Source organism: Streptomyces sp. NPDC001093 (assembly GCF_040298985.1).
Lineage (GTDB): Bacteria > Actinomycetota > Actinomycetes > Streptomycetales > Streptomycetaceae > Streptomyces.
On record NZ_JBEPBF010000011.1, the window covers coordinates 69560 to 91988 of the forward strand.

Annotated in this window: 18 protein-coding genes; 10 read left to right on the forward strand and 8 right to left on the reverse strand. The window is 72.5% G+C overall.

The window, feature by feature from the left end; translation table 11 throughout:
- Positions 1-11: 11 nt before the first annotated feature.
- Both ABT288_RS08505 and ABT288_RS08510 read right to left on the reverse strand, forming a co-directional pair.
- A complete protein-coding gene (locus tag ABT288_RS08505; protein WP_351604114.1) occupies positions 12-1169 on the reverse strand; it encodes an acetyl-CoA C-acetyltransferase in 1158 nt (385 codons plus the stop codon).
- A 96-nt stretch (positions 1170-1265) separates the two neighbouring features.
- Positions 1266-2054 (reverse strand): SDR family oxidoreductase, encoded by a 789-nt coding sequence (locus ABT288_RS08510; RefSeq protein ID WP_351604116.1) that lies wholly within the window; start codon positions 2052-2054, stop codon positions 1266-1268.
- Positions 2055-2239: 185 nt separating this feature from the next.
- Here ABT288_RS08510 and ABT288_RS08515 point away from each other — a divergent pair, with 185 nt between their 5' ends.
- A complete protein-coding gene (locus tag ABT288_RS08515) occupies positions 2240-3409 on the forward strand; it encodes an acyl-CoA dehydrogenase family protein (RefSeq protein WP_351604118.1) in 1170 nt (389 codons plus the stop codon).
- Complete coding sequence (locus ABT288_RS08520) at positions 3409-4398, forward strand: acyl-CoA dehydrogenase family protein (RefSeq protein WP_351604120.1); 990 nt, start codon at positions 3409-3411, stop codon at positions 4396-4398. The genes ABT288_RS08515 and ABT288_RS08520 overlap by 1 nt, the downstream gene beginning before the upstream one ends.
- Positions 4399-4450: 52 nt before the next feature.
- On the opposite strand, the gene ABT288_RS08525 is transcribed toward ABT288_RS08520, so the two are convergent.
- Complete coding sequence (locus tag ABT288_RS08525; protein WP_351604122.1) at positions 4451-4876, reverse strand: CBS domain-containing protein; 426 nt, start codon at positions 4874-4876, stop codon at positions 4451-4453.
- Between the two features lie 229 nt (positions 4877-5105).
- Between ABT288_RS08525 and ABT288_RS08530 the strand changes: the two genes are divergently transcribed.
- Positions 5106-5564 carry an archease gene (locus ABT288_RS08530; protein WP_351604124.1) on the forward strand — a complete coding sequence of 153 codons (459 nt, stop codon included), beginning with the start codon at positions 5106-5108 and terminating at the stop codon, positions 5562-5564.
- 43 nt (positions 5565-5607) lie between these two features.
- Here the strand turns inward: ABT288_RS08530 and ABT288_RS08535 are convergent, their stop codons facing one another.
- The gene (locus tag ABT288_RS08535; protein ID WP_351604126.1) at positions 5608-7020 is read right to left on the reverse strand and encodes an RtcB family protein; all 1413 of its coding nucleotides are present in this window, start codon (positions 7018-7020) and stop codon (positions 5608-5610) included.
- Positions 7021-7053: 33 nt separating this feature from the next.
- Positions 7054-7695, reverse strand: a complete 642-nt coding sequence (locus ABT288_RS08540) for a phosphoribosyltransferase (protein ID WP_351604128.1) — start codon at positions 7693-7695, stop codon at positions 7054-7056.
- 246 nt (positions 7696-7941) lie between these two features.
- On the opposite strand from ABT288_RS08540, the gene ABT288_RS08545 reads away from it, so the two are divergent.
- Both ABT288_RS08545 and ABT288_RS08550 read left to right on the forward strand, forming a co-directional pair.
- The gene (locus tag ABT288_RS08545; RefSeq protein WP_351604129.1) at positions 7942-8427 is read left to right on the forward strand and encodes a hypothetical protein; all 486 of its coding nucleotides are present in this window, start codon (positions 7942-7944) and stop codon (positions 8425-8427) included.
- 315 nt (positions 8428-8742) lie between these two features.
- On the forward strand, positions 8743-9693 hold the full coding sequence (locus ABT288_RS08550; RefSeq protein ID WP_351604130.1) for an alpha/beta fold hydrolase: 951 nt from the start codon (positions 8743-8745) through the stop codon (positions 9691-9693).
- 83 nt (positions 9694-9776) lie between these two features.
- Here the strand turns inward: ABT288_RS08550 and ABT288_RS08555 are convergent, their stop codons facing one another.
- The gene (locus tag ABT288_RS08555) at positions 9777-10253 is read right to left on the reverse strand and encodes a (2Fe-2S)-binding protein (RefSeq protein ID WP_351604131.1); all 477 of its coding nucleotides are present in this window, start codon (positions 10251-10253) and stop codon (positions 9777-9779) included.
- Between the two features lie 8 nt (positions 10254-10261).
- On the reverse strand, positions 10262-12571 hold the full coding sequence (locus tag ABT288_RS08560) for a molybdopterin cofactor-binding domain-containing protein (protein ID WP_351604133.1): 2310 nt from the start codon (positions 12569-12571) through the stop codon (positions 10262-10264).
- A gap of 173 nt (positions 12572-12744) precedes the next feature.
- Between ABT288_RS08560 and ABT288_RS08565 the strand changes: the two genes are divergently transcribed.
- From ABT288_RS08565 to ABT288_RS08575, 3 genes are all read left to right on the forward strand, one after another.
- Entirely contained in the window at positions 12745-13947 is a 1203-nt protein-coding gene (locus tag ABT288_RS08565) for a PucR family transcriptional regulator (protein WP_351604135.1), read from the forward strand.
- 143 nt (positions 13948-14090) lie between these two features.
- Positions 14091-14912 carry an SDR family NAD(P)-dependent oxidoreductase gene (locus tag ABT288_RS08570; protein WP_351604137.1) on the forward strand — a complete coding sequence of 274 codons (822 nt, stop codon included), beginning with the start codon at positions 14091-14093 and terminating at the stop codon, positions 14910-14912.
- Positions 14913-14974: 62 nt separating this feature from the next.
- Complete coding sequence (locus tag ABT288_RS08575) at positions 14975-15706, forward strand: DUF7873 family protein (RefSeq protein WP_351604139.1); 732 nt, start codon at positions 14975-14977, stop codon at positions 15704-15706.
- Between the two features lie 486 nt (positions 15707-16192).
- On the opposite strand, the gene ABT288_RS08580 is transcribed toward ABT288_RS08575, so the two are convergent.
- The gene (locus ABT288_RS08580; RefSeq protein ID WP_351604141.1) at positions 16193-18262 is read right to left on the reverse strand and encodes a SpoIIE family protein phosphatase; all 2070 of its coding nucleotides are present in this window, start codon (positions 18260-18262) and stop codon (positions 16193-16195) included.
- 206 nt (positions 18263-18468) lie between these two features.
- Here ABT288_RS08580 and ABT288_RS08585 point away from each other — a divergent pair, with 206 nt between their 5' ends.
- Entirely contained in the window at positions 18469-19437 is a 969-nt protein-coding gene (locus tag ABT288_RS08585) for a cyclase family protein (protein WP_351604143.1), read from the forward strand.
- Positions 19438-19567: 130 nt separating this feature from the next.
- A complete protein-coding gene (locus tag ABT288_RS08590) occupies positions 19568-22384 on the forward strand; it encodes a SpoIIE family protein phosphatase (protein ID WP_351604145.1) in 2817 nt (938 codons plus the stop codon).
- Positions 22385-22429 lie beyond the last annotated feature (45 nt).

A 22429-nucleotide genomic window follows, 5' to 3' on the forward strand; every position in this document is an offset into this window, starting at 1 on the left:
ACTCCTCGGCGTCAGAGCCGCTCGACGATGGTGACGTTGGCCTGGCCGCCGCCCTCGCACATGGTCTGCAGGCCGTAGCGTCCGCCGGTGCGTTCCAGTTCGTGCAGGAGCGTGGTCATGAGCTTGGTGCCGGTGGCGCCCAGCGGGTGGCCGAGGGCGATGGCGCCGCCGTTGACGTTGACCTTCTCCGGGTCGGCGCCGGTCTCCTTCAGCCAGGCGAGCACCACCGGGGCGAAGGCCTCGTTGATCTCCACGAGGTCGATGTCGTCCAGGGTCATCCCGGCCTTCTTCAGGGCGTACGCCGTGGCCGGGATCGGCGCGGACAGCATCCGGATGGGGTCCTCGCCGCGCACCGAGAGGTGGTGGACGCGGGCGCGGGGTGTCAGACCGTGCTCCCGTACGGCTCGTTCGCTCGCGATCAGCACGGCGGAGGCGCCGTCGGAGACCTGGGAGGAGACGGCGGCGGTCAGCCGGCCGCCCTCGACCACCGGCTTCAGGCCCGCCATCTTCTCCAGGGTGGTGTCGCGCCGGGGACCCTCGTCGCGGGTCACCTCGCCGTAGGGGACGAGTTCACGGTCGAAGCGGCCCTCGTCGATGGCGCGGACGGCCCGCTGGTGGGAACGCAGCGCGAACTCCTCCATGTCGCGGCGGGAGATGCCCCACTTACCGGCGATCATCTCCGCGCCGGTGAACTGGTTGACCGGCCGGTCGCCGTAGCGGGCCCGCCAGCCCTCGGAACCGGCGTAGGGGCCCTGGGTGAGCCCGAGGGGCTCGGCGGCCTGGCGGGTGGCGAAGGCGATCGGGATCATCGACATGTTCTGCACGCCGCCCGCGACCACCAGGTCCTGGGTGCCCGAGAGCACGCCCTGCGCGGCGAAGTGCAGGGCCTGCTGGGAGGAACCGCACTGGCGGTCCACCGTCACGCCCGGCACCTCCTCGGGCAGCCCGGCGGCCAGCCAGCAGGTGCGGGCGATGTCGCCGGCCTGCGGTCCGACGGTGTCCACACAGCCGAGGACGACGTCCTCGACGGCAGCCGGGTCGACACCCGAGCGCTCCATCAGCGCCGTCAGCACATGGGCGCCGAGATCGGCCGGGTGGACGGCCGCGAGCCCGCCGCCGCGCCTGCCGACCGGGGTGCGGACCGCTTCGACGATGTATGCCTCGGCCATGGCCACTCCTTGGGGATCGGTGATGTCTGCGGTGTCAGTGCAAACCCGGCCGGCTCACCGGGTACCCGTACCTTCCGGCCGGGGCGCCCGCGGGGCTCAGGCGTGCTGGCTGCTGACGGACAGGACCTCCCCGGTCAGGTACGAGGAGTAGTCGCTGGCCAGGAAGACGATGACATTGGCCACCTCCCACGGCTCGGCCCAGCGGCCGAAGGCCTCGCGGGCGGTCAGTTCCTCCAGGAGGTCCGGCGTGGTCACCTTCACCAGGTGCGGATGCATGGCGAGGCTGGGCGACACGGCGTTCACCCGCACCCCGTACTCCGCGGCCTCCAGGGCGGCGCAGCGGGTGAGGGCCATGACCCCGGCCTTGGCAGCGGCGTAGTGCGCCTGGCCCCGCTGCGCCCGCCAGCCGATCACCGAGGCGTTGTTGACGACGACGCCCCCGGCGCCCGCCGCCTTCATCCGGCGCAGCGCCGCGCGGGTGCAGCGGAAGGTGCCGCCCAGGGTGACGTCGAGGACCCTGTCCCACTGCTCGTCGGTCATCTCGACCAGGTCGGCGGTCCCGCCGAGTCCGGCGTTGTTGACGACGACGTCCAGGCGCCCGTGCCGCTCCTCCACGAAGTCGAAGAGCGCGCCGACCTGTTCCTCTTCGGTGACGTCGCAGGGCAGTGCCGCGACGCGGTCCGCCCCGAACTCGGCGGCCAGCGCGGCCTCCGACTCCTTGAGCCTGCGGGCGTGGGCGTCGGAGAGCACGACGCGGGCGCCTTCCTCCAGCAGCCGGCGCGCGGTCGCTCCCCCGATGCCGGCGCCCGCGGCGGCGGTGACCACGGCGGTACGGCCCTGAAGGAGGGCGTGGCCGGGAACGTACGGCGGCGGGGGCGTGGTCACGGACGGGCCTCCTTCGGCAGGCCGAGTTCGCGTTCGGCGACGAGGGCTCCGGTCGGCCCTCGACGGCTGACGGGCCGTACGTTAACCTACCAAACACTTGTTAGGGAAGGAGGGCGGATGCCCGCTGCCCGCACCGCGCCCACGGAGCCCGTCGCCCAGAACTCCACCAGGGAGGAGGGCAGCTGATGGACCTCGACTTCTCCGCCGCGGACGACGCCTTCCGCGCCGAGGCCCGCGCCTGGCTCGCCGACCATGTGCCCGGCACTCCACTGCCCTCGCTGGAGACGGCGGAGGGGTTCGCGGCCCACCGGGAGTGGGAGCGCACCCTGTTCGCCGACCGCTGGTCGGTGGTCTCCTGGCCCGAGGAGTACGGCGGCCGGGATGCCCCGGTGCTGCGGTGGCTGATCTTCGAGGAGGAGTACTACGCGGCCGGTGCGCCCGGCCGGGTCAGCCAGAACGGCATCAACCTGCTCGCGCCCACCCTCTTCGAGCACGGCACACCGGAGCAGTGCGCCCGCGTCCTGCCGCCCATGGCGAGCGGCGAGGTGATCTGGGCGCAGGCCTGGTCCGAGCCGGAGTCGGGCTCCGACCTCGCCTCACTGCGCTCCACGGCCGTACGCACCGAGGGCGGCTGGCGCTTGAGCGGCCAGAAGACCTGGTCGTCGCGGGCGGCGTTCGCCGACCGCGCCTTCGGACTGTTCCGCAGCGACCCGGACGCCGACCGGCCGCACCACGGGCTGACGTACCTGATGTTCCCGCTGGACGCGGAGGGGGTGACGGTACGGCCGATCGCGCGGCTCGACGGCAAGCCCGCCTTCGCCGAGATCTTCCTCGACGAGGTGTTCGTGCCCCACGCGGACGTCATCGGCGAGCCCGGCCAGGGCTGGCGGGTGGCGATGAGCACGGCGGGCAACGAGCGCGGGCTCACCCTGCGCAGCCCCGGCCGGTTCACGGCCGCCGCCGACCGCCTCACCGCGCTGTGGCGCTCCGCCGCCGACCCGTCCGACACCGCGCTGCGCGACCGGGTCGCCGACGCGGTCATCGGCGCCCGCGCCTACCAGCTGTTCGCCTACGCGGCCGCCTCACGCCTGGCGGCGGGAGGCTCGATCGGGGCGGAGTCCAGCCTCAACAAGGTGTTCTGGTCCGAGCTGGACATCGCCCTGCACGAGACCGCCCTCGACCTCCTCGGCCCCTACGGCGACCTCGCCGACGACGCCGACGAGGCGCCCGCGCACGGCGGCTGGTCCGAGGGCTACGTCTTCTCCCTGGCCGGGCCCGTCTACGCGGGGACCAACGAGATCCAGCGCGACATCATCGCCGAGCGGCTGCTCGGCCTGCCGAAGGGACGCCGGTGATGCGCTTCCTCCTCGACGCCGAGCAGCGCGATTTCGCCCGTTCACTGGACGCCCTGCTGACGGCGGCGCGCACGCCGGACGTCGTACGGTCCTGGGCCGCCGGTGACACCGGACCCGGCCGGGCGCTGTGGCACAGGCTGGCCGAGGCGGGGGTGTTCGCGCTCGGGATACCGGAGCGTTACGACGGCCTGGGCGCGCTGCCGGTCGAACGCGCCGTGGCCTTCACGGAGTTGGGTCGGCACGCGGTGCCCGGCCCGCTGGTGGAGACGGTCGCGGCGGCGGCCCTCCTGGACCGGCTTCACGACGCGACGACGGCCGCGGCGTGGCTGCCGGGGATCGCCGCCGGCAAGGTCGTCGCCTCGGTGTGCCTGCTGTCCCCCGACCGTCCCTACGCACTGGACGCGGACGCCGCCGACGCGGTGTTCGTCGTCGAGGACGGCACCCTGCGCCTGGCCGAGGCGCACGGCCCCGTACAGCACTCGCTCGACCCGGCCCGGCGGCCGGCCCGACCGCTCGGCGGCACCGTGCTGGCCCAGGGGCCGGCCGTCGCCGCCGCGGCCGCGCACGCCGCCGAGGTCGCGGCGCTGTCCACCGCCGCACAGGCCCTCGGGCTGGGCCGCGCCCTGCTGGACCGGACCGTCGACCACGCCCGCACGCGCAGGCAGTTCGGGGCCGCCATCGGCTCCTTCCAGGCGGTCAAGCACCGGCTGGCCGACACGCTGATCGCCCTGGAGTTCGCCCAACCGCTGGTCCACGCGGCCGCGTTGGCGCTGGAGCGGGGTGACCCCGGGTGCGGGCGCGAGATCGCCGCGGCGAAGGTCACCGCCTGCGAGGCCGCGTACACAGCGGCACGCACCGCCCTGCACCTGCACGGCGCCCTCGGCTACACCGAGGAACTGGACCTGTCCCTGTGGATCCGCAAGGCCCGCGCACTGCGCACCTCCTGGGGCACCCCGACGGCCTGCCGGGCCCGGGTACTCGCCCCCTGACCGGCCGGCCGCTGCCGTCGGGACCGATCCGTCACCGCCGCCATGCTGTCGATCAGTGGTTGGGTTCCGCCCTGCTGATGTCCGCCAGTGCCGAGTGAGGGTCCTCCACGGCCGCCAGGTCACCGAGGCTGACGAAACCGACCGGGCAGCCGCCGTGCTCCACGACGGGGAGCCGGCGCAGGCCGTGCGTGCGCATCAGCTCGACGGCGTGGTCCGTGGTGTCCTCGGGTGTCACGGTCAGCACCGGCGGGCGGCTGCACACCGTGCCGGCCGTGGTGGTGTGCGGGTCCAGCCCTGCCGCGAGCGTGCGCACCACGATGTCGCGGTCGGTGAGCACTCCGAACAGATCGCAGTCGTAGGCGACCAGCACGTCACCGATGTCGTGCTCCCGCATGAGGAGCGCCGCCCGTTCCACCGTGGTCATCGGCTCCACCGCCACCGCGCCGGGCGACATCACGTCACGTATCCGCCGTGTCATCGGGCACCTCCCGGATCCGAGATGGTGAGGCGTACGGCCTCGCCGCCCGCGTAGCCCGGGACGGCGCGGGCAAACCGGCTCGTGCGGTGTCCGCCGCGCACGGTTTCCCGGCGGACGGCGGCCGCACCCGCTGCCCGCACCGGTCGGCGCGGAGCAGACGTGGCGCCGCCGAGCCCGGCGAGTGACGATGGAACCCGAGGGGGGAGTCGCAGAAGGGATCACGGCGGCCATGGTGGGTGACATCAGCGACGAGCTGCGCGCACGGCGCGAGGGCGAGAACGGTCACCGCGCGATGCCGCACACGGCCGACACCCGTCTGCAGGCCTGGGGCTCCACCCGGGAACAGTGCCTGACCGAGGCCGTAGGCGCCATGGTCGAGGCCTTCGCCGATGTGTCCGAGGCGCACCCCACCACGCTGGAACGGGTCCGTCTGGCCCCCGGCGACGATGCGGACCTGCTGGTCGCGCTGCTGGACGAGGTGGTCTACCGGCTCGAGGTGGCGGGCCGGATCCCCGTCGACGTGGAAGCGGAGCCCACCGACGACGGTGGACTGGCGGTACGGCTGTCGCTCGCCGACCTCGGGGACGTCGCCGTCATCGGTGCCGCGCCCAAGGGTGTCTCCTGGCAGGACCTGCACATCGGTCCGGACGCGTACGGATGGTCCTGCACGGTGATCGTGGACGTGTGACCGCGCACGCGCACCCCGTCCACCACCCGCCGGCCACGGACCGTCAGCCCTTCACCACTCCGAGCGGCACCAGCCGGGCGACCTTCCGGCACAGCCCCGCCCCCTCGCTGGCGGCGACGACGGCGTCGACGTCCTTGTACGCCTCCGGCGTCTCCTCCGTCAGGCCGCGCCAGGACTTCGGGCGCGCGGCGATGCCGGCGTGCCGCAGCCGTGCCCGCAGCTCGCTGCCGGTGATGCTGCGCGCGGCCTGATGACGGCTCATGGTGCGGCCCGCACCGTGGCAGGTGGAGTGGAAGGCATCGCCCCGGTCCACGCCGGCGAGCACGTACGAGGCCGTCCCGAGGGTGCCGGGGATCAGCACCGGCTGCCCGAACTCCCTTATGTCCTCGGGTAGTTCGGGATGCCCGGGCGGGAAGGCACGGGTGGCGCCCTTGCGGTGCACGCACAGCCGCCGCCGCTCACCGTCGACCTGGTGCGTCTCGATCTTGGCGAGGTTGTGGGAGACGTCGTACACCAGCGTCAGTCCCGTACCGGCGGTGCGCCGGAACACGCCACGCGCCGCGTCGGACAGCAACTGCCGGTTCGCCCGGCCGTAGTTGGCGGCAGCGGCCATGGCCCCGAGATAGTCCTGCCCCTCGGGCGAGTCCACCGGCGTGCAGGCGAGCTGCCGGTCGGGCACGGAGATGCCGTAGCGGGCCATGGCGCGGTCCATGAGCCGCACATGGTCGGTGCAGATCTGGTGCCCCAGCCCGCGCGAGCCGCAGTGGATCATCACGCACACCTGGCCCTGGCCGATCCCGAAGGCGGCCGCGGCCGGGCCGTCGTACACCTCGGCGACCTGCTGCACCTCCAGGAAGTGGTTGGCCGAGCCGAGGCTGCCCACCTGGCCGAGGCCCCGCTCCCGGGCGCGCTGCCCGACCTGTGTCACGTCCGCGTCGGCCACCGCGCCGCCGTCCTCGCAGCGCAGCAGGTCGCGTTCCTCCCCGTGGCCCTGTTCCACGGCGTAGCGGGAGCCGCCGTCCAGCAGCCGCTCCAGCTCTCCGGGGCCGGTGAGGCGCCACACGCCGCCGGGACCGGCCCCACGCGGAATCGCCCGGTCCAGGCCGTCCATCACCGCGGTCAGGGCGGGCCGGAGCGCGTCGCCGTCGCAGTCGGCGGCCAGCAGCCGCACCCCGCAGGAGATGTCGAAGCCGACGCCGCCCGGCGAGACCACCCCGCCGTCGTCCACGTCGGTGGCGGCGACACCGCCGATGGGGAAGCCGTACCCCCAGTGGATGTCCGGCATGGCGTACGAGGCGGCGACGATGCCGGGCAGCGTGGCCACGTGCACGACCTGCTCCAGGGACTGCTCGGCATCCCGGAGCAGCTCGCGGGACGCGAACACGACCCCGGGCACCCGCATGCCCGCGTGCGGCTCGATGCGGTAGCGGAAGGAACGTTCCTCGACCAACTCCATCGCGGCCTCCGCTCCGGCCCGGCGCCCCCGCGGTCACTGACCGTGCAGCGCGGCGAGCACGTCGTCGTCCGTCAGCTGCTCGAAGTCCTCGTACCACTCCCCTACGGCCAGGAAGACGGTCGGCCGCTGCAGGCAGAGCACCTCGTCGGCCTCGCCACGCAGCAGTTCGGCCGCCTGCGGCGAGCACACGGGTACCGCCAGCACCAGCCGCTCCGGCGACTGCCGGCGCAGCCAGCGCAGCGCCGCCCGGGCGGTCGCCCCGGTGGCCACCCCGTCGTCCACCACGATCACGGTACGGTCCCGCAGCTCGGGCGGCGGCCGGCCCTCCCGGTACCGCTGCTCCCGGCGGTGCAGCTCCGCCCGCTCCCGCTCCACCACGTCGTCCAGGGCCTCCTCGGTCAGACCGAGTTCGTCCAGGGTCCGCTTGTCGAACAGCGGAGGATCGTCACCGGCGAGCGCCCCGACGCCCAGCTCCTCCTGGAACGGCGCGCCGATCTTGCGCGCGACCACCACGTCGAGTGGTGCCTCCAGCGCCCGCGCCACCTCGCGGGCCACCGTCACCCCGCCGCGCGGCAGCGCCAGCACGACCGGATGCGTCAGCGCCCCCGCCTCCTGCCGGATGCGCAGCCGCTCGGCCAGCTCCCGGCCGGCGTGGACGCGATCATGAAACCGCATGCCCAGTCGACTCCTTCCACACCTCCGCCGTGCTCGTCACCGGGCCACGGCGTGCGGTCGTACGACGGCTCGCGTCCGGAAGGTGCGCCTGCTCTCACTCGCACGACCGGACGGGCACGAGGCACCTCCCTCCGGCGCCCCGGCCGGGTACCCGGGCTGCACGCCGTGACACGGGACACGCGCCGGCGTGTCCGCGGCTCCCGGCCCGGGTGCGGAACGGGGAGTATGGAACGGAGGAGCTGAGCGATGGCACGCATTCTCGTCGACGGGGACGACGTGGTCGTACACCTGTCGTGGTGGCACAGGGCGGCCGCCCGCCGCGGTGACGTGCGGGTGCCGCTGACGGCGGTGTGCCGGGTGACGGTCGAACCCGACTGGTGGCGCGCCCTGCGCGGGGTCCGGCAGCGCGGCACCTGGATTCCCGGCGCCTGGTCCATCGGGACGCGCGGGCACGCCGGCGGCACGGACTTCGTGGCCCTGCGGCCCGGCCGACCCGTCGTCGTCGTGGAGCTGCGGCCCTCGGCTCCCTTCCGGCTCCTCGCCGTGTCCATGCCGGACGACGACGCGGCGAGGGCCACGGCTCGACGGCTCGGCCGGACCGCACCGAGGATCGACACCTCCACGCGCTACCGGCAGCCGGTTCCGGTTCCCGAGGAGACCTCCGGCGGGAGCGCCCCTCGCCCCCTGCCCACGGCCGCCGAGAACGGCCCGCGCGAAGAGCGCGCACACTGAGCGACGACGTGTGCCGATCGGAGGGTCGTCGGGTTCGTGCGGCGGGACGGGGGCTCCGGAGGCCGGTTCACCGGCGCACGGACAGCGGGGCAGCACGGTGAAGCCCGCGCCTGCCACGACCGCGGCCCTCACTCCGCGCAGGTCCTCCGAGCAGCACCATGTCGAAGATCCCGTACGTCCACAACAAGCGCGCCGCAGCCCAGGTGGGACCCCAGGTGCGCTAGCGTGCTCTGCACTCGGGTCCGATACGGACAACTCCCCGCCGGGTGGCAGGTGTTCGCCCGGTGGATCAGCCGATGGGCGGTGCGGTGGCGTATGACGACGAAGGTCTCCCTCGCGGACTGGGAGCGTCTGACGTCGCGTGACGTCGCGACGAACGGCATCACTCTGCGCGTCTTCGAGCATGGCCGGCACCGGCCCGGCACACCGCCGGTCGTGCTGTGCCACGGGTTTCCCGAGCTCGCCTTCTCCTGGCGGCATCAGGTCTTCGCCCTGGCCGAGGCCGGACACCGGGTCCTCGCGCCCGACATGCGCGGTTACGGAGGAAGCTCACGCCCACGGGATGTCGAGGCGTACGACGTGCTGAGCCTGTGCGGGGATCTCGCGGGCCTCCTGGACGACGCCGACGCCGAGGACGCGGTCTTCGTGGGACACGACTGGGGAGCGAACGTCGTATGGCACATGGCCTGGCTGCACCCCGAACGGGTGCGTGCCGTGGCCGGCCTGAGCGTCCCCGTCACCCCCCGCTCCCCCGCCCCGCCGCTGCCGATCCTCCGTTCGCGCCTGGGCGACGACTTCTACATGGTGTGGTTCCAGGAGCCCGGAGTCGCGGACGAGGCGCTGGCGCGGAACGTCCGCAGGACGCTCGTCGCACGGGACATCTACTCCGCCGAGTGGGCGTCGCGCGACGAGGCGGAACTCCCGCCACCGCCGTGGCTCGGCGAGGCCGAGCTGGCCTACTACGTCAAGACGTTCGAGGAGACCGGCTTCACGGGTGGCCTCAACTACTACCGCAACATGGACCGCAACTGGGCGCTGACCCGGGAGCTGGAGGGCCGCCCCATCACGCAGCCGTCCTTCTTCCTCACCGGCTCCAGGGATCCTGTCGCGATGTTCATGCCCGCACAGCACCTCGGTGACGTCCTGACCGACCTGCGCGAGCACGTCGTCCTGGAGGGCGCCGGCCACTGGGTCCAGCAGGAGCGCCCCGAGGAGGTCAACGCCGCGCTCCTGCGCTTCCTCGGCTCCCTCGACCTGGCGCGGTGAAACCCGCGGCGCGCGAGGTCTTCGAACGCGATGCGACTGAAGCCCACCGGCGGCACACAGCACCGTCGCGGCCGGTCAGCCGCTCAGTACTTCTGCGCTCCCGCCATGATCGCCTGCCGTATGCGGTGATAGGTGCCGCACCGGCACACGTTGCGGATCTCGTCGAGGTCGGCCTCGGTGATCTCCCGGCCCTCCTCCCGGGCCTGGCGGACCTTGGCGACGGCGGTCATGATCTGGCCGGGCTGGCAGTATCCGCACTGGGCGACGTCGTACTCCAGCCAGGCCTCCTGCATGGGGTGCAGGTCCTTGCCGACGGTGCCGGGCAGGCCCTCGATGGTGGTGATCTCGTCATCGGCGCCGATGTCCTTCACAGGCACCGAACACGGGTTGAACGCCTTGCCGTTGATGTGACTGGTGCAGGCCTGGCAGACGCCGAGACCGCAGCCGTACTTCGGTCCGGTGACACCGAGGACGTCTCTGAGCACCCACAGCAGCCGGACGTCGTCCTCGATGTCGACGGTCACCCGCCGGCCGTTGAGGATGAAGGTGTGTTCGGGCACGTGATCTCCTAGTGGGCGCGGTCGAGTCCGTCGGTGGGGGACGCGGGGATCGGCGGCGTGGTGGGCAGCGGCTCGAAGCCGAGCGGCCCGGTGTGGTTGACCGGGAAGCTGGTCGGCATGCTCCCGGTGGCCCGGCCGTAGGCGCAGGCCACGGCGGCGGCCGCACCCGCGACGGCCAGCTCGCCCGCGCCGCCGGGCTCCCCGGTGGTCGGCGGCATGACGACGATCTCCAGCTCCGGCGGGGTGTTCCACTGCCGGGTGTAGAAGTAGTTGTCCCAACTGCCTTCCAGGAAGTGACCGCCTGCGAGGTGGAGGCCGGAGCTGAGGGTGATGGCGATGCCGTCCATGATGCCGCCCATCATCTGCGCCTCGAGGCCTCGCGGGTTGACCGCCAGGCCCACGTCGACGGCGCACACGACCTTGGTGACGCGGGGGCCGGTGCAGGCGTCGCGGACCGTGCGGCCGGTGGTCTCCGGCCGGCAGTCGATCTCGGCGAGGACGGCGACACAGGCGTGGTACTCGGGATGGACCGCGATGCCCTGCGCCGTCCCGGCGGGCATGCTCCGGCCCCAGTTCCCGACGTCGGCCACCTTGTCCAGGACGGCCCGCGCCCGCTCGTCCTTGAGGAACTCCCTGCGGAACCGGTACGGGTCCCTGCCCATACGCCTGGCCAGCTCGTCCACGACCAGCTCCTGCGCACAGCGCACATTGGGCGAGTAGATGTTGCGCATGGAACCGGTGTTGAAGCCCTTGTCGGTCTCGCCGAGCGACTGGGTGACGACACCGAAGTCGTACGGCGTCTGCTGGCTGAGCGCGAAGATCGTCTCGGAGAAGGTCAGATCACCCACGGGCAGCCGCGCGGCCGCCGCGGTGATGATCTCGCCGACTCCGTGGCCGAAGTCGGTGGCGACGGAGGTGTGCCGCTGGTCGTAGGTGAGCACCTGGCCGAGCGCGTACGTGGCGCGCACCCGCGAGGTGGCCATCGGGTGGGTGCGGCCCTGCCGGAAGTCGTCGGTGCGGTGCCACATCAGCCTGACCGGCTTGCCCATCGCCTTCGAGACCTCGGCGGCCTCAGCCGCGGCGTCGTGGAAGAGCTTCCGCCCGAAGGAGCCGCCGCCGTCGGTGACATGGACCTTCACCGCGGAGACCGGCAGCCCCAGCTGCAGCGCGATCTGCTCCTGGGCGACGACCGGGGACTTCAGGCTTCCCCAGATCTCGGCCGAGTCGTCTCGTACGTCGGCGACGGCACAGTTGGTCTCCAGCGCGCTGTTGCTCGCGAAGTGGAAGGTGAACCGGGCGTCGACCGACCTGGTCAGCAGGTCCAGTGCCGGAAGCGGGAGTTCGGCCCTGCGGAGTTCGTCGCGGATGGTGTCGTCGCTCTGCGCGTCGGCCGTTCCGGGGCCCCAGGAGACCTTCAGCGCGCGCACGGCGTCGATGCACTGACCGAAGGTACGGCCGCGGACGGCGACTCCGGTGGAGACGACCACGACGTCCGTGACACCGGGCATCGCCCGCACCTCGGCGAGGTTCTCCACGGAGCGCACGGTGCCGTTGATCGTCGGCGGCCGGCACACCATCGCCGGCAGGGCGCCCGGGATGTGCAGGTCCATGGCGAACTGCTTGCGGCCCGTCACCGCTTCCTGTGCGTCGATACGCCGCTGCGCGGTGCCGATGACCTGGAAGTCAGCGGCCTCCTTGAGCACGGTGGCGACCTGACTCGTCGTCACTGCGGCTGCTTTTTCGGCGAGTTCGCCGTACGTGAGGCTGCGGCCGGTGGCCGACGAGGTGATGACCCCGGCCCTGGCGGTCAGGGTGTCCAGGGCCTCACCGAGTTCCAGGGCCGCCGCCCTGAGCAGCCTGCCCCGCGCCACCGCTGCGGCCACCCGGATCGGTGTGTAGGTCGAGATCGTGGTGTTGGAGCCACCGGTGAGCTGGTTGAACAGCAGTTCCGGCCGCGCGTCCGCGAGCGTGACCCGGATCCGCTCCAGCGGCAGGTCCAGTTCCTCGGCGATCAGCATGGCACTGGACGTCGTGATGCCCTGCCCGACCTCCGCCCGGGGCAGCGCGAAGGAGGCCGTGCCGTCGCCGTCGATCCGGATGGTGATCAGGTTCGCCGTCGGCAGTGCCGCATCGGTGAGCATGTCGTTGAGGTCGTAGATCTCCGCCGGACCCGGCACGGAGGGCACGACGGCCGACGCCCGGTCCGGCGCGAGCACGGCCTCACCGAGTTCGGCGGCCACCGTCAGCGTCGAGGCGGCCAGCACATACCCGAGGAATCGCCGCCGTCCCATTCCGGCCGTTCCGGGTGCGCCGTCCATACGATCTCCTTCGGTCCGCCACGACTTGTGCACATGCCCGATCCGCGCGACCGCGATGAGACACGCCGTCGGCGATTCCACCGCTCGCCACCGGTTCCGGCCATGGGCGGGGGGCGCGAAAAGGCGCCGCGGGACTGTGCCGGTGCACAGTTCCGCCGGACTACACTGCGCCCGTGACGACGCAGCTGAGGGCCACCGACCGGGTCGTCGACCTGGCCGGCCGCCTGCTGACCGAGGTGGACCGGCTCGCCGAGGACCTCACCGGCGAGATCCTCGGAGGCGAGCACGCGTACGCCGAGAGCACGCCGACCGGCCGGGAACAGTTGCGTGCCATGGTGCGCGACAACCTGTCCACGCTGTTCGCGGCACTGCAGGGGCGGCCCACGACGCTCGAGGCGCCCCGCGCCGCCGGGCGGCTGAAGGCCGCACAGGGCATCCCGCTGGCCGCGCTCCTGCACGCCTACCGGCTGGCCGGCCGCTTCGTCTGGGACCGGCTCCTCGCGACCGCCGTGGACGAGCAGAGCACCGTCCAGCTGCTGCACATGGCCTCCGACATCTGGGCGGCCGTCGACGACTACTCCAGTGCGGCCGCCGACGCCTACCGGGCCGCCGTCGAGGAACAGTCGCGTCGCGACACCACGACCCGGAGCATGATGCTCACCACCCTGCTCGACGGCAGGGCCGGCACCAGTGCGAGCGCATGGGAGATCGCACGCGTGCTGGACCTCGACCGGCAGGGCCCCTTCCTGGTGGTCTGTGCCGAGGTCCACGACGGGGCCGAGCCGCTGCCCAGCGTGCGCGGCCGCCTGCGTGCCGCCGGAATCGGCTCCGAGTGGATTCAGCCGATAGGGGCCTGGGTGGGCCTGCTGTCCCTCCCCAACGAACAGGCCATCGCGCAAGCGGTCGGCCGGCTGTCGGACATCGCCCTGTCCCGGGTCGGGGTCAGCCGCGCCTTCACCTCGCCCGTGAAGGCGCCCACGGCCTGGCGGCAGGCCCAACTGGCCCTACAGTGCCTGCCGCACGGAACCGGCGGCACCCATCTGTACGGCAGCGCGCCGGTGTCGCTCCTGGCGGCCGCCTCCCCCGACATGGCGCAGGAGGTCGCCCGGGCGGTCCTCGGCCCCCTGCTCGCCCTGCCCCCGCGGGAACAGGCGACCCTGCTGGAGACCCTGCACGCCTGGTTCGCCTGCGGCGGATCGACGACCGCGGCGGCCGGGCGGCTGCACTGCCACCGGAACACGGTCCTGTACCGCCTCCACCGCATCGCGGAACTGACCGGCCGCCGGACCACCGACGCGGGGTCCGCCGCCGAGCTCTACATCGCCCTCGAGGCCGTACGTCTGAGCGGCCGGCCGGGGTCACTCGGCCCGCACTGACCGGTCCTCGGCGCCCGGGCGACGGGCGGGCCGGACCGGACGAACCCCCCTGTCTCAAGATCGCCGGTGGCGGGAGGCCGGGCGTACGGACCCCTCTACGATCGGTTTCCCCGCGTGCTCCCGGAACAGAAAGCCGAACCCCTGTGATGGACAAGCGAGTTGTCATCGTGACCGGCGCCGGCTCCGGCATCGGCGAGGCCACCGCCCGGTTGCTGCGCGAGCAGGGGCACCACGTGGTGGCCTGCGGGCGCCGGGTGGAACCGCTGCGGCGGCTGGAGCGGGAGACCGGCGCACTGGCGTATCCGTCCGACGTGGGCGACCCCGACGCCGCCGAGGGCCTCGTCGGTGCGGCCCTCGACGCCCACGGGCGACTGGACGGCGTCGTGCTCAACGCGGGGATCGGACGCGGCGGCACCGTCGGGGACCTGTCGCCGGCGGACTGGGACGAGGTGATGCGCACCAACGTCACCGGTCCGATGCTGCTCCTGCGCGCCGCGATCCCCCATCTGGTCCGGGCGCGTGGCGCGGTCGTGGCGGTCGCGTCGGTATCCGCCCTGCTCAACGGCCCGGGCAACGCCCCGTACGCCGTGTCCAAGGCCGCCCTGCTGTCGCTGTGCCGTTCCGTGGCCGTCGACTACGGGCGCGCGGGGGTGCGCGCCAACGTCGTGTGCCCCAGCTGGGTGAGGACCGAGATGGCCGACCGGCGCATGGCGCGTTTCGCCCGGGAAGCGGGCCTGGAGGACGGCGGTGTGGAGGCCGCCTACGCGGAGGCGACCAGGCCGCTGCCCATGGGCCGGCCGGGCGAGCCGCGTGAAGTCGCCGAGACCATCGGCTGGTTGATCTCCCCTGCGGCGTCCTATGTCAACGGTGCGGTGCTCACCGTCGACGGCGGGGCGACGGCCCTGGATCCCGGGACCCTCGCCTTCGACTTCCACCTCGCACCACGCACCGGCGCGGACCTGTAAAAGCCGGTGCGCGTGTTCGAGCCGGTGGGGTACGTTCCTGCCTGTTCGAAGGGGGAGCCGAAGTGGCGAAACTGAACCAGATCATCGCTGTCGAGAAGGGTGTCAAGAGCAAGTCGCTCCAGGACATCACCGCGGCGCACCACAAGGTGCAGAAGCCGGCGCTGCTGGCCGGCATCTCGCGTACGTACCAGCCGAAGGACGAGGAGGGCGAGCAGCTGCCGCCCGAGTCCACGCGGGTACAGGTGCAGGCCGAGGACGTGCTGCGGGAGATGTCCGCGTCGCTCACCCGGCTGTTCGACGTGACCGCCACCAAGGACTGGGCGAACTGCGCGGCCCGCGCGGACGTCACGGTCGACGGCCGGACGATCGTCGCCGACGTCCCGGTCAGCTATCTCCTCTTCCTGGAGAAGCAGCTCACCGACCTGCACACGTTCGTCAGGAAGCTCCCCACCCTCGACGCCGCCGAGTCCTGGTCGCACGACCCGTCCACGGACTGGTGGAAGACGGACCCGGTGCGCACGATCCGCACCAGGAAGGTCCCCCGCAACCATGTCAAGGCGGAGGCGACCGACAAGCACCCGGCGCAGGTCGAGGTGTACTACGAGGACGTGCCCATCGGGTACTGGACGACCGTGAAGTTCTCCGGAGCGCTTCCGGCGCGGCGCGTGAACGAGCTGGTGGAGCGGGTCGAGAAGCTCCAGCAGGCGGTGAAGTTCGCCCGCGAGGAGGCCAACGGCACCGAGGTCACCGACCAGCGGGTCGGCGACGCGGTGTTCGGCTACCTGCTCGGCTGACGCCGGCACGGGTAGCATCCACGATCGCCCCCGCGTGCGAGCGCGGGGGTGCGCAACAGGCGCGGGCCCGATTGAGGCCTGGTCCGCGTGATGAGCGCAAGCTGACACTGAAGTTCAGCCTGAAGACACGGTGACAGTGAAGGTTCGAGTCCTTCCCCCGGCACAACGCCCACGCCGGGCCGGGGTAGCCCAACATGGCAGAGGCAGCCGTGATCAGTCTCAGACTCTCGCTCCAGTCTCAGCATCGCCGCCGATCGCCGGATCGACGGGGCCGGACGACCGCCGTCGGATGCGAGTTCGACTCTCGCCTGCACCTCTCGCACGGTGCGGTAGTTCAAAGGAAGAACACGACGGCATGATGACTGATCCGTCCTCTTAAACGCCGCCGGCGTGCGCAATTGGGTGGCATCCCCAGGGGCCCGGGAGCTGGATACGACTCCCGGGCCCCGCCACGTTCCTCGCCCCCTCCGGGGCTGTGCGTCGACATCAGGTCTGGGCTCGGGCGATGAGCAGGGCGACGTCGTCCTCACCTCCGGGCGGCCGGAGAACCTCCAGGATGCGGTCGCAGGTGGCTTCCAGATCGTGGCCCCGCGTCGCGGTGAGGGCGTCGAGCAGGGCGTCCAGGCGGGTGTCGATGGGGTCGCTCCGGGTTTCGACCAGGCCGTCGGTGTAGAGGGCCAGTTCGTCGCCGGGACGGAAGGGGATGGTGGTGGCCTCGAAGGCGACCCCGCCGACGCCCAGCGGTGCCCCGGTGGGAAGGTCGAGAAGCCGTGCGGGACGGCCGGCGCGCAGCAGGGCCGGGGGCAGGTGGCCGGCGAGGGATATCCGGCACTGGCCCTGGTGAGGGTCGTAGACGCAGTAGATGCAGGTGGTGATGGTCTGCTCGACCCCCTCGGTCAGGTGGTCGAGGTGACGAAGGGCCTCGGCGGGGGCGAGGTCGACTTCGGCGAAGGCACGGACGGCACTGCGGAGTTGCCCCATGGTGGCGGCGGCCTTGATACCGCTGCCCATGACATCGCCGACGACCAGGGCGGTCTTGTCCCCCTGCAGGGGTATCGCGTCGTACCAGTCGCCGCCGATCTCGTACGTGGCACCGGCAGGCTGGTAGCGGCAGGCAACGTCCAGGCCCGGCAGGTGGGTTGGCGGCTCGGGAAGCAGACTGCGCTGGAGGGTGAGGGCCGTGTGACGCTGGGCCTGGTATCCGCGGGCGTTGTCGATGCAGACCGCGGCTCGAGCGGCCAACTCGCAGGCGAGGAGCGCGTCGTCGTCATCGAACGGTGCGGGGTTCCGGGTACGTTTGAGGTCGAGGGCGCCCAGGACTTCGCCCCGGGCCATGAGCGGCACGGCCAGGTAGGAGTGCACCCCGGCCGTCGCGAGGAGGGAGGCGGCCTCGCCGTGGCGGGCGATGCGCCCGAGGTCCCGACGGGTGGTGTGGGGCAGCAAGACCGGTTGGCGGGTACGCACGCACTGGGTGATCAGGCGGTCGCTGTCGTAGGCGGCGACTTCCCCGGGCGGGTCGGCCGCGTGGACGGCCTCGGTGGGGTGGGCCGCGCTGACGGCGACGGCGCGGAAGAGGGCCGGGCCCTCATGGGGCGCGGTCCGGCCGTCGAGGGCGCTGTCGAGTATGTCCACGGCTGCCACGTCGGCCAGGACCGGTACGACGATGTCGGCGAGCTCGCGCGCCGTGGTTTCCAGATCGAGGGTGGTTCCCAGGCAGGCGGAAGCGCCGGCGATCAGGGCCAGCCGTTGCCGGGCCTGTGCGGCCTCGGCAGCGGCGCGATGCCGCTCGGTGACGTCGATGACGGAGTAGGCCAGGCCCAGCACCCGCCCACCGGAGTCCTCCAGCCGGTAGTACGAGACGGACCAGGCGTGCTCGTGGTCCGGGTCGGCGGGGGGATGACAGACGATGTCGCGGTCCACGACCGACTCGCCCGTCTCCAGGACGCGGCGCAGGCGGGCCTCGGGATCCGTGTCCAGGTAGGTCAGGACCTCGCCGGCCGTCCGGCCGAGACGTTCGGCGGCGGACTGACCGGTGATGCGTTCCAGGGCGGGATTCACGGCGAGGTAGCGCAGGTCCGGGTCCAGAATGGCCAGCCCGACCGGGGACTGGGACACCAGGCGCATGGCCAGGGAGGCATCTCGCTCGACCCGCTCCACGGCCGCCTGGTCGGCCGCAAGGCCCAGGGCGTAGGTGTCACCGAGGTCGTCCAGCAGCCGCATGTTGCGGAACTCCACCAGTCGCGTGCTGCCGTCCTTGTGCCGGATCGGGAAGGCCCCGGCCCAGTCGGCGCCGGACTCCATGACCTCGGCGAAGAGCTTGACCACCTCGTCCCGGTGTTCCTCGTGGACCGTCAGCTCAGCGGCGTACTGCCCCAGCGCTTCCGCCGGGGTGTAGCCGAACAGTTCCTCGGCCTTCGGACTCCAGAAGACCACCTGGCCCAGTGGGTTCAGCACCACCGCGGCGACGCTGAGCAGGTCGAGCAGGCCGCTGGGCGGCGCGGCGGAACCGGCCACCGACCGGCCGGGGCCTGCTCGGGAGGAGTCCGTCGTGCCCATGGTTCCTTGTCCCTCCGCTCGGCGCCTGGGCTCCTGGCCCACCGGCGAGCGTGCTGCCTTTATCCATGGTCGTCCCAGACCGGCGGCCGAGCACGACCGAGCGGCGCGGCCGCTGTGCAAAGCTGGAGTTGATCACGAGCGCCGGGCTCGCTCCTCCGCGTCACGCCCGGACAACGGTGAGCACAGGTGAGTGCAGGTGAGTACCGATGACGGCGAAGTCCGCCGATGCCCCAGAGCCCGGATCATCCCTGACCGGCAACGGGCCCGCTGTGTCCCGCCGGGAGTTCGACGTGCTCTTCGAGGCGGTCCGCACGTGGGGGCGCTGGATGCCGGCCGACCGCGGTGCCTGGAACCGTGTGACCGCGAACCATGTACGGCGGGCCACGGCCGGCGTGCGGTCCGGGGTGGTCGTCCCGCTGGCGCTGCCCTGGAACACCCGGCCCGGCCCCGACAACCGCAGGCCCGCTCTGCACCACATGACCGATCTCGGTGACGTGGAGAGCCCGGAACCCTCCACCCACAAGGACTTCATCGCCGCCGACTACCACGGCAAGGGCGTCACGCACCTCGACGCACTGTGCCACATCGCCTACCGGGGACAGCTCTACGACGGCCGGACCGCCCGCGACGTCGTCGGCACCGCGGGTGCCCGCTTCGGAGCGGTGTCGGCGCTCGGACCGCTCGTCACACGGGGTGTGCTCCTCGACCTCCCCGCCGTCCTCGGGATGCGCTGGCTGGAGCCGGGGCAGGCGGTGCACGCACGGGACATCACCGCCGCGGAGCGGGCGCTCGGTGTGACGATCACCGAGGGTGACGCGGTGCTGCTGCGGTCCGGGCACGTCCGCCGCCGCACGGAGCTCGGCGCCTGGGACCCGGACACGGCGAGCGCGGGCTTCCACGTGGACGCCGTACCGCTGCTGGCGGAGCGTGGTGTCGCGCTGCTCGGTGGGGACGGCGACAGTGACGTACGGCCCTCGCCCGTGGAGGGCGTGCACTCGCCGGTCCATGTCCTGGCCGTGGCCGCGATGGGGGTGCCGCTGCTGGACAACCTCGATCTGGAAGCCCTCTCCGCGGCGGCCGCGGAGGCCGGTCGGTATGAGTTCCTGCTGGTCGTGGCGCCGCTGAACGTGCCGGGCGGGACCGGCTCGCCCGTGAACCCGGTGGCGGTCCTGTGACGAACGAACCGATGAGTCATGCGCATGAAGGATCAGATTCTCCCTGACCGTGAATCTTGCCCCTGATTTCCGTATTCTCATCTATGTCAGATTCGTTCCGGAAAGCGGACTATCGCGAGTGAGGCGCAGCGTGGTTCGGTTCGACGGGGCACCGACTCCGGCGGGGCGTGCGACAGGCGGCACGGGACCCGTTCGTTCGCGTGAGCGTTTTCTGGAGGGTGGGGCGGTCGAAGCGGGCGTGCGTACGGCCATCTCTCATTCGTGGCAGCGCTGCCGGTCCCTGGGGCTCTCGCCGGACCAGTCCGACCTGCCCTTCCGGGAGGATTTCGACACGGAGGCACGGATCATCCGCGCGGCCGTGCCGGTGCTCGACCGGCTGCAGTACAGGTTCGCCGGCAGTCACATGAACATCTCTGTCGCCGACGCGAGCGGAACGGTCCTCCTGCGCCGATTCGGAGAGCCGTCCCTGGCCAGAAGCCTCCCGGCGATCCAGCGCGTGCCGGGGTTCGTGTTCGCCGAGCAGGTCGCCGGCACCAACGGCATCGGTCTCGCGCTGGCGGAACGGCAGCTCATCCGGGTCTACGGCGCCGAGCACTTCGCCGAGCGCTCCCAGGGCAGTGCCTGCCGCGCGCTCCCGGTCCGCGACCCGCTCAGCGGCCGTATCGAGGGCGTCCTGTGCTTCGGCTATCCACGCAGCTTCGACGACCCCGCGCTGGCCACCGTGATACGCAAGGCGGCGCGAGCCATCGAACGGCGGCTGCTCAGCCACAGTTCCGCACGCGAGCGTGCTCTGCTGCGGACGTACCTGGACACCGAGGCCGAAGCCGCCGCCGGCCGGCACCGCACCATGGGGCTGGACGACCTTTCCCTCGGACAGCATCCCCGTGACCGTGCGGTCCTCATGGAGAAGGCCACCGAGTTGATCTCCTGCGGGCAGCGGGCCGCTGTCCATGTCGCCCTGTCCGACGGCCGGAGTGTCACACTGCTGAGCCGCCCGATGACGAGTGCCACCGGGGTGGAGGGAGTGGCCATCGAGGCCGTCCTGCCCGGCGCCGCGCCGCGAAATCTGCTCGTCTCCCCACGGCGTCTCGACGAGTCGCCGGGCTTCCCCGGCGAGCCCGCCGCCTCCCCTGTCGTCCTGACGTCGGGGGCCGTCTCCCTCGCCGCACCCGGTCACGTCGCCGCGGGCGGCAGGAGTGTCGCACCGGTCGGAGCGGAGGACGCTCGCCCTGCCTCCGCGCCCCCGTCGAGAGGGCTGCTGCTCGTGGGCGAGCCGGAGGTGGGACGGCACGCTCTCGCCGCACGACGCCGCCTGGAGCTGCTGTCCGAGGCCAGCACGCACATAGGCACCACTCTGGACGTGCGCCGCACCGCCCAGGAACTCGCGGAGACGGCGGTGCCGCGACTCGCCGACTACGTCACGATCGACCTGCCCGAGGCCGTACTGCACGGCGAGGAGGCCGCCGACCCGCACGGCGACCTGCGCCGCACGGTGGTCCACGGCATCCGCGACGACTGCCCCTTCCATCCGGTCGGCAAGCAGGTCGACTACGGTCCGGCCACGCCACAGCTGCGCTCCCTGACCGGCGGGGAGGCGGTGCTGGAACCGGACCTGAAGGTCGCCGCGGGCTGGCTCGCCCACGACCCCGAGCACACCGAGGAGCTGCTGACCCACGTCCACTCCCTCGTCGCGGTCCCGCTGGTGGCCCGCGGGGTCGTCCTGGGCGTCGCCGCCTTCTACCGCGGCCGGGACCCGGCCCCCTTCGACGACGACGACCGTTCACTGGCCCAGGAACTCGCCGCCCGGGCCGCCCTGTCCATCGACAACGCCCGGCGCTACACACGCGAACGCACCATGGTCCTGGCCCTGCAGCGCAGCCTGCTCCCGCACGGGCTGCCCGACCAGGACGCCGTCGAGGTCGCCCACCGCTATCTGCCCGCCGAATCCGACGTGGGCGGGGACTGGTACGACGTCATCCCCCTCTCCGGCACCCGTATCGGCCTCATGGTCGGGGACGTCGTCGGCCACGGCATGCTCTCCGCCGCCACCATGGGCCGGCTGCGCACCGCGGCACGCAGCTTCGCCGAACTCGACTTCCCCCCGGACGAGGTCCTCACCCACCTCGACAACCTGGTGGGACGCCTGGACCGGGAGGACCCCGACGGAGCGGACATCATCGGCGCGACCTGCGTGTACGCCATCTACGACCCGACCACACAGCGGTGCACCATGGCCCGCGCCGGGCACCCTCCCCCCGCGCTGGTCCGCCCCGACGGCACGGTGTCCTTGGCGGAGCTGCCCGCCGGGCCTCCGCTCGGCCTGGGGGGCCTGCCCTTCGAAGCGGTCGAGACCGACCTCCCCGAGGGCAGCCGGCTGGTCCTCTACACCGACGGGCTCATCAGGGACCGGTACCGCGACCTCGACGGGGCCCTCGACCAGTTGCGCGAGGCCCTGGCCCACCCGGAACACGCGCCCGAGGAGACCTGCCAGGCCGTCCTGAACAGCGTGGCGCCCGCCCACCCCTGCGACGACATCGCCCTGCTCGTGGCCCGCACCCGCGCCCTGGCCCCCGACCGGATCGCCACCTGGGACCTGCAGCCCGACCCGGCCCGCGTCAGCGAAGTCCGCGCAGGCGCCCTGCGCCGGCTGGCCGACTGGGGACTCGACGAAGCCGCCTTCGCCGCGGAGCTGATACTCAGCGAGCTGGTCACCAACGCCATCCGCCACGGCTGCGGACCCATCCGCGTACGGCTGCTCCACCACCGCACCCTGATCTGCGAGGTCTCCGACACCAGCAACACCGCCCCGCACCTGCGCCGGGCGGCCAGCACCGACGAGGGCGGCCGGGGCCTGTTCCTCGTCGCCCAGCTGGCCCGGAGCTGGGGGACGCGCTACCTGCCCCAGGGCAAGGTCATCTGGGCCGAGTGCGGCCTCGACGGCGTCTGAGACCGGCGGCGCCGCTGGCCCGTTGGAGTCACGGAGAGCAGTGAA

What these genes read in the sequence shown, in the direction of transcription:
- ABT288_RS08505 (WP_351604114.1), bottom strand. Translation starts at nt 1,169, where the DNA reads ATGGCCGAGGCATACATCGTCGAAGCGGTCCGCACCCCGGTCGGCAGG.
- ABT288_RS08515 (WP_351604118.1), top strand. Translation starts at nt 2,240, where the DNA reads ATGGACCTCGACTTCTCCGCCGCGGACGACGCCTTCCGCGCCGAGGCC.
- ABT288_RS08520 (WP_351604120.1), top strand. Translation starts at nt 3,409, where the DNA reads ATGCGCTTCCTCCTCGACGCCGAGCAGCGCGATTTCGCCCGTTCACTG.
- ABT288_RS08525 (WP_351604122.1), bottom strand. Translation starts at nt 4,876, where the DNA reads ATGACACGGCGGATACGTGACGTGATGTCGCCCGGCGCGGTGGCGGTG.
- ABT288_RS08530 (WP_351604124.1), top strand. Translation starts at nt 5,106, where the DNA reads ATGGTGGGTGACATCAGCGACGAGCTGCGCGCACGGCGCGAGGGCGAG.
- ABT288_RS08535 (WP_351604126.1), bottom strand. Translation starts at nt 7,020, where the DNA reads ATGGAGTTGGTCGAGGAACGTTCCTTCCGCTACCGCATCGAGCCGCAC.
- ABT288_RS08540 (WP_351604128.1), bottom strand. Translation starts at nt 7,695, where the DNA reads ATGCGGTTTCATGATCGCGTCCACGCCGGCCGGGAGCTGGCCGAGCGG.
- ABT288_RS08545 (WP_351604129.1), top strand. Translation starts at nt 7,942, where the DNA reads ATGGCACGCATTCTCGTCGACGGGGACGACGTGGTCGTACACCTGTCG.
- ABT288_RS08550 (WP_351604130.1), top strand. Translation starts at nt 8,743, where the DNA reads ATGACGACGAAGGTCTCCCTCGCGGACTGGGAGCGTCTGACGTCGCGT.
- ABT288_RS08560 (WP_351604133.1), bottom strand. Translation starts at nt 12,571, where the DNA reads ATGGACGGCGCACCCGGAACGGCCGGAATGGGACGGCGGCGATTCCTC.
- ABT288_RS08580 (WP_351604141.1), bottom strand. Translation starts at nt 18,262, where the DNA reads ATGGGCACGACGGACTCCTCCCGAGCAGGCCCCGGCCGGTCGGTGGCC.
- ABT288_RS08585 (WP_351604143.1), top strand. Translation starts at nt 18,469, where the DNA reads ATGACGGCGAAGTCCGCCGATGCCCCAGAGCCCGGATCATCCCTGACC.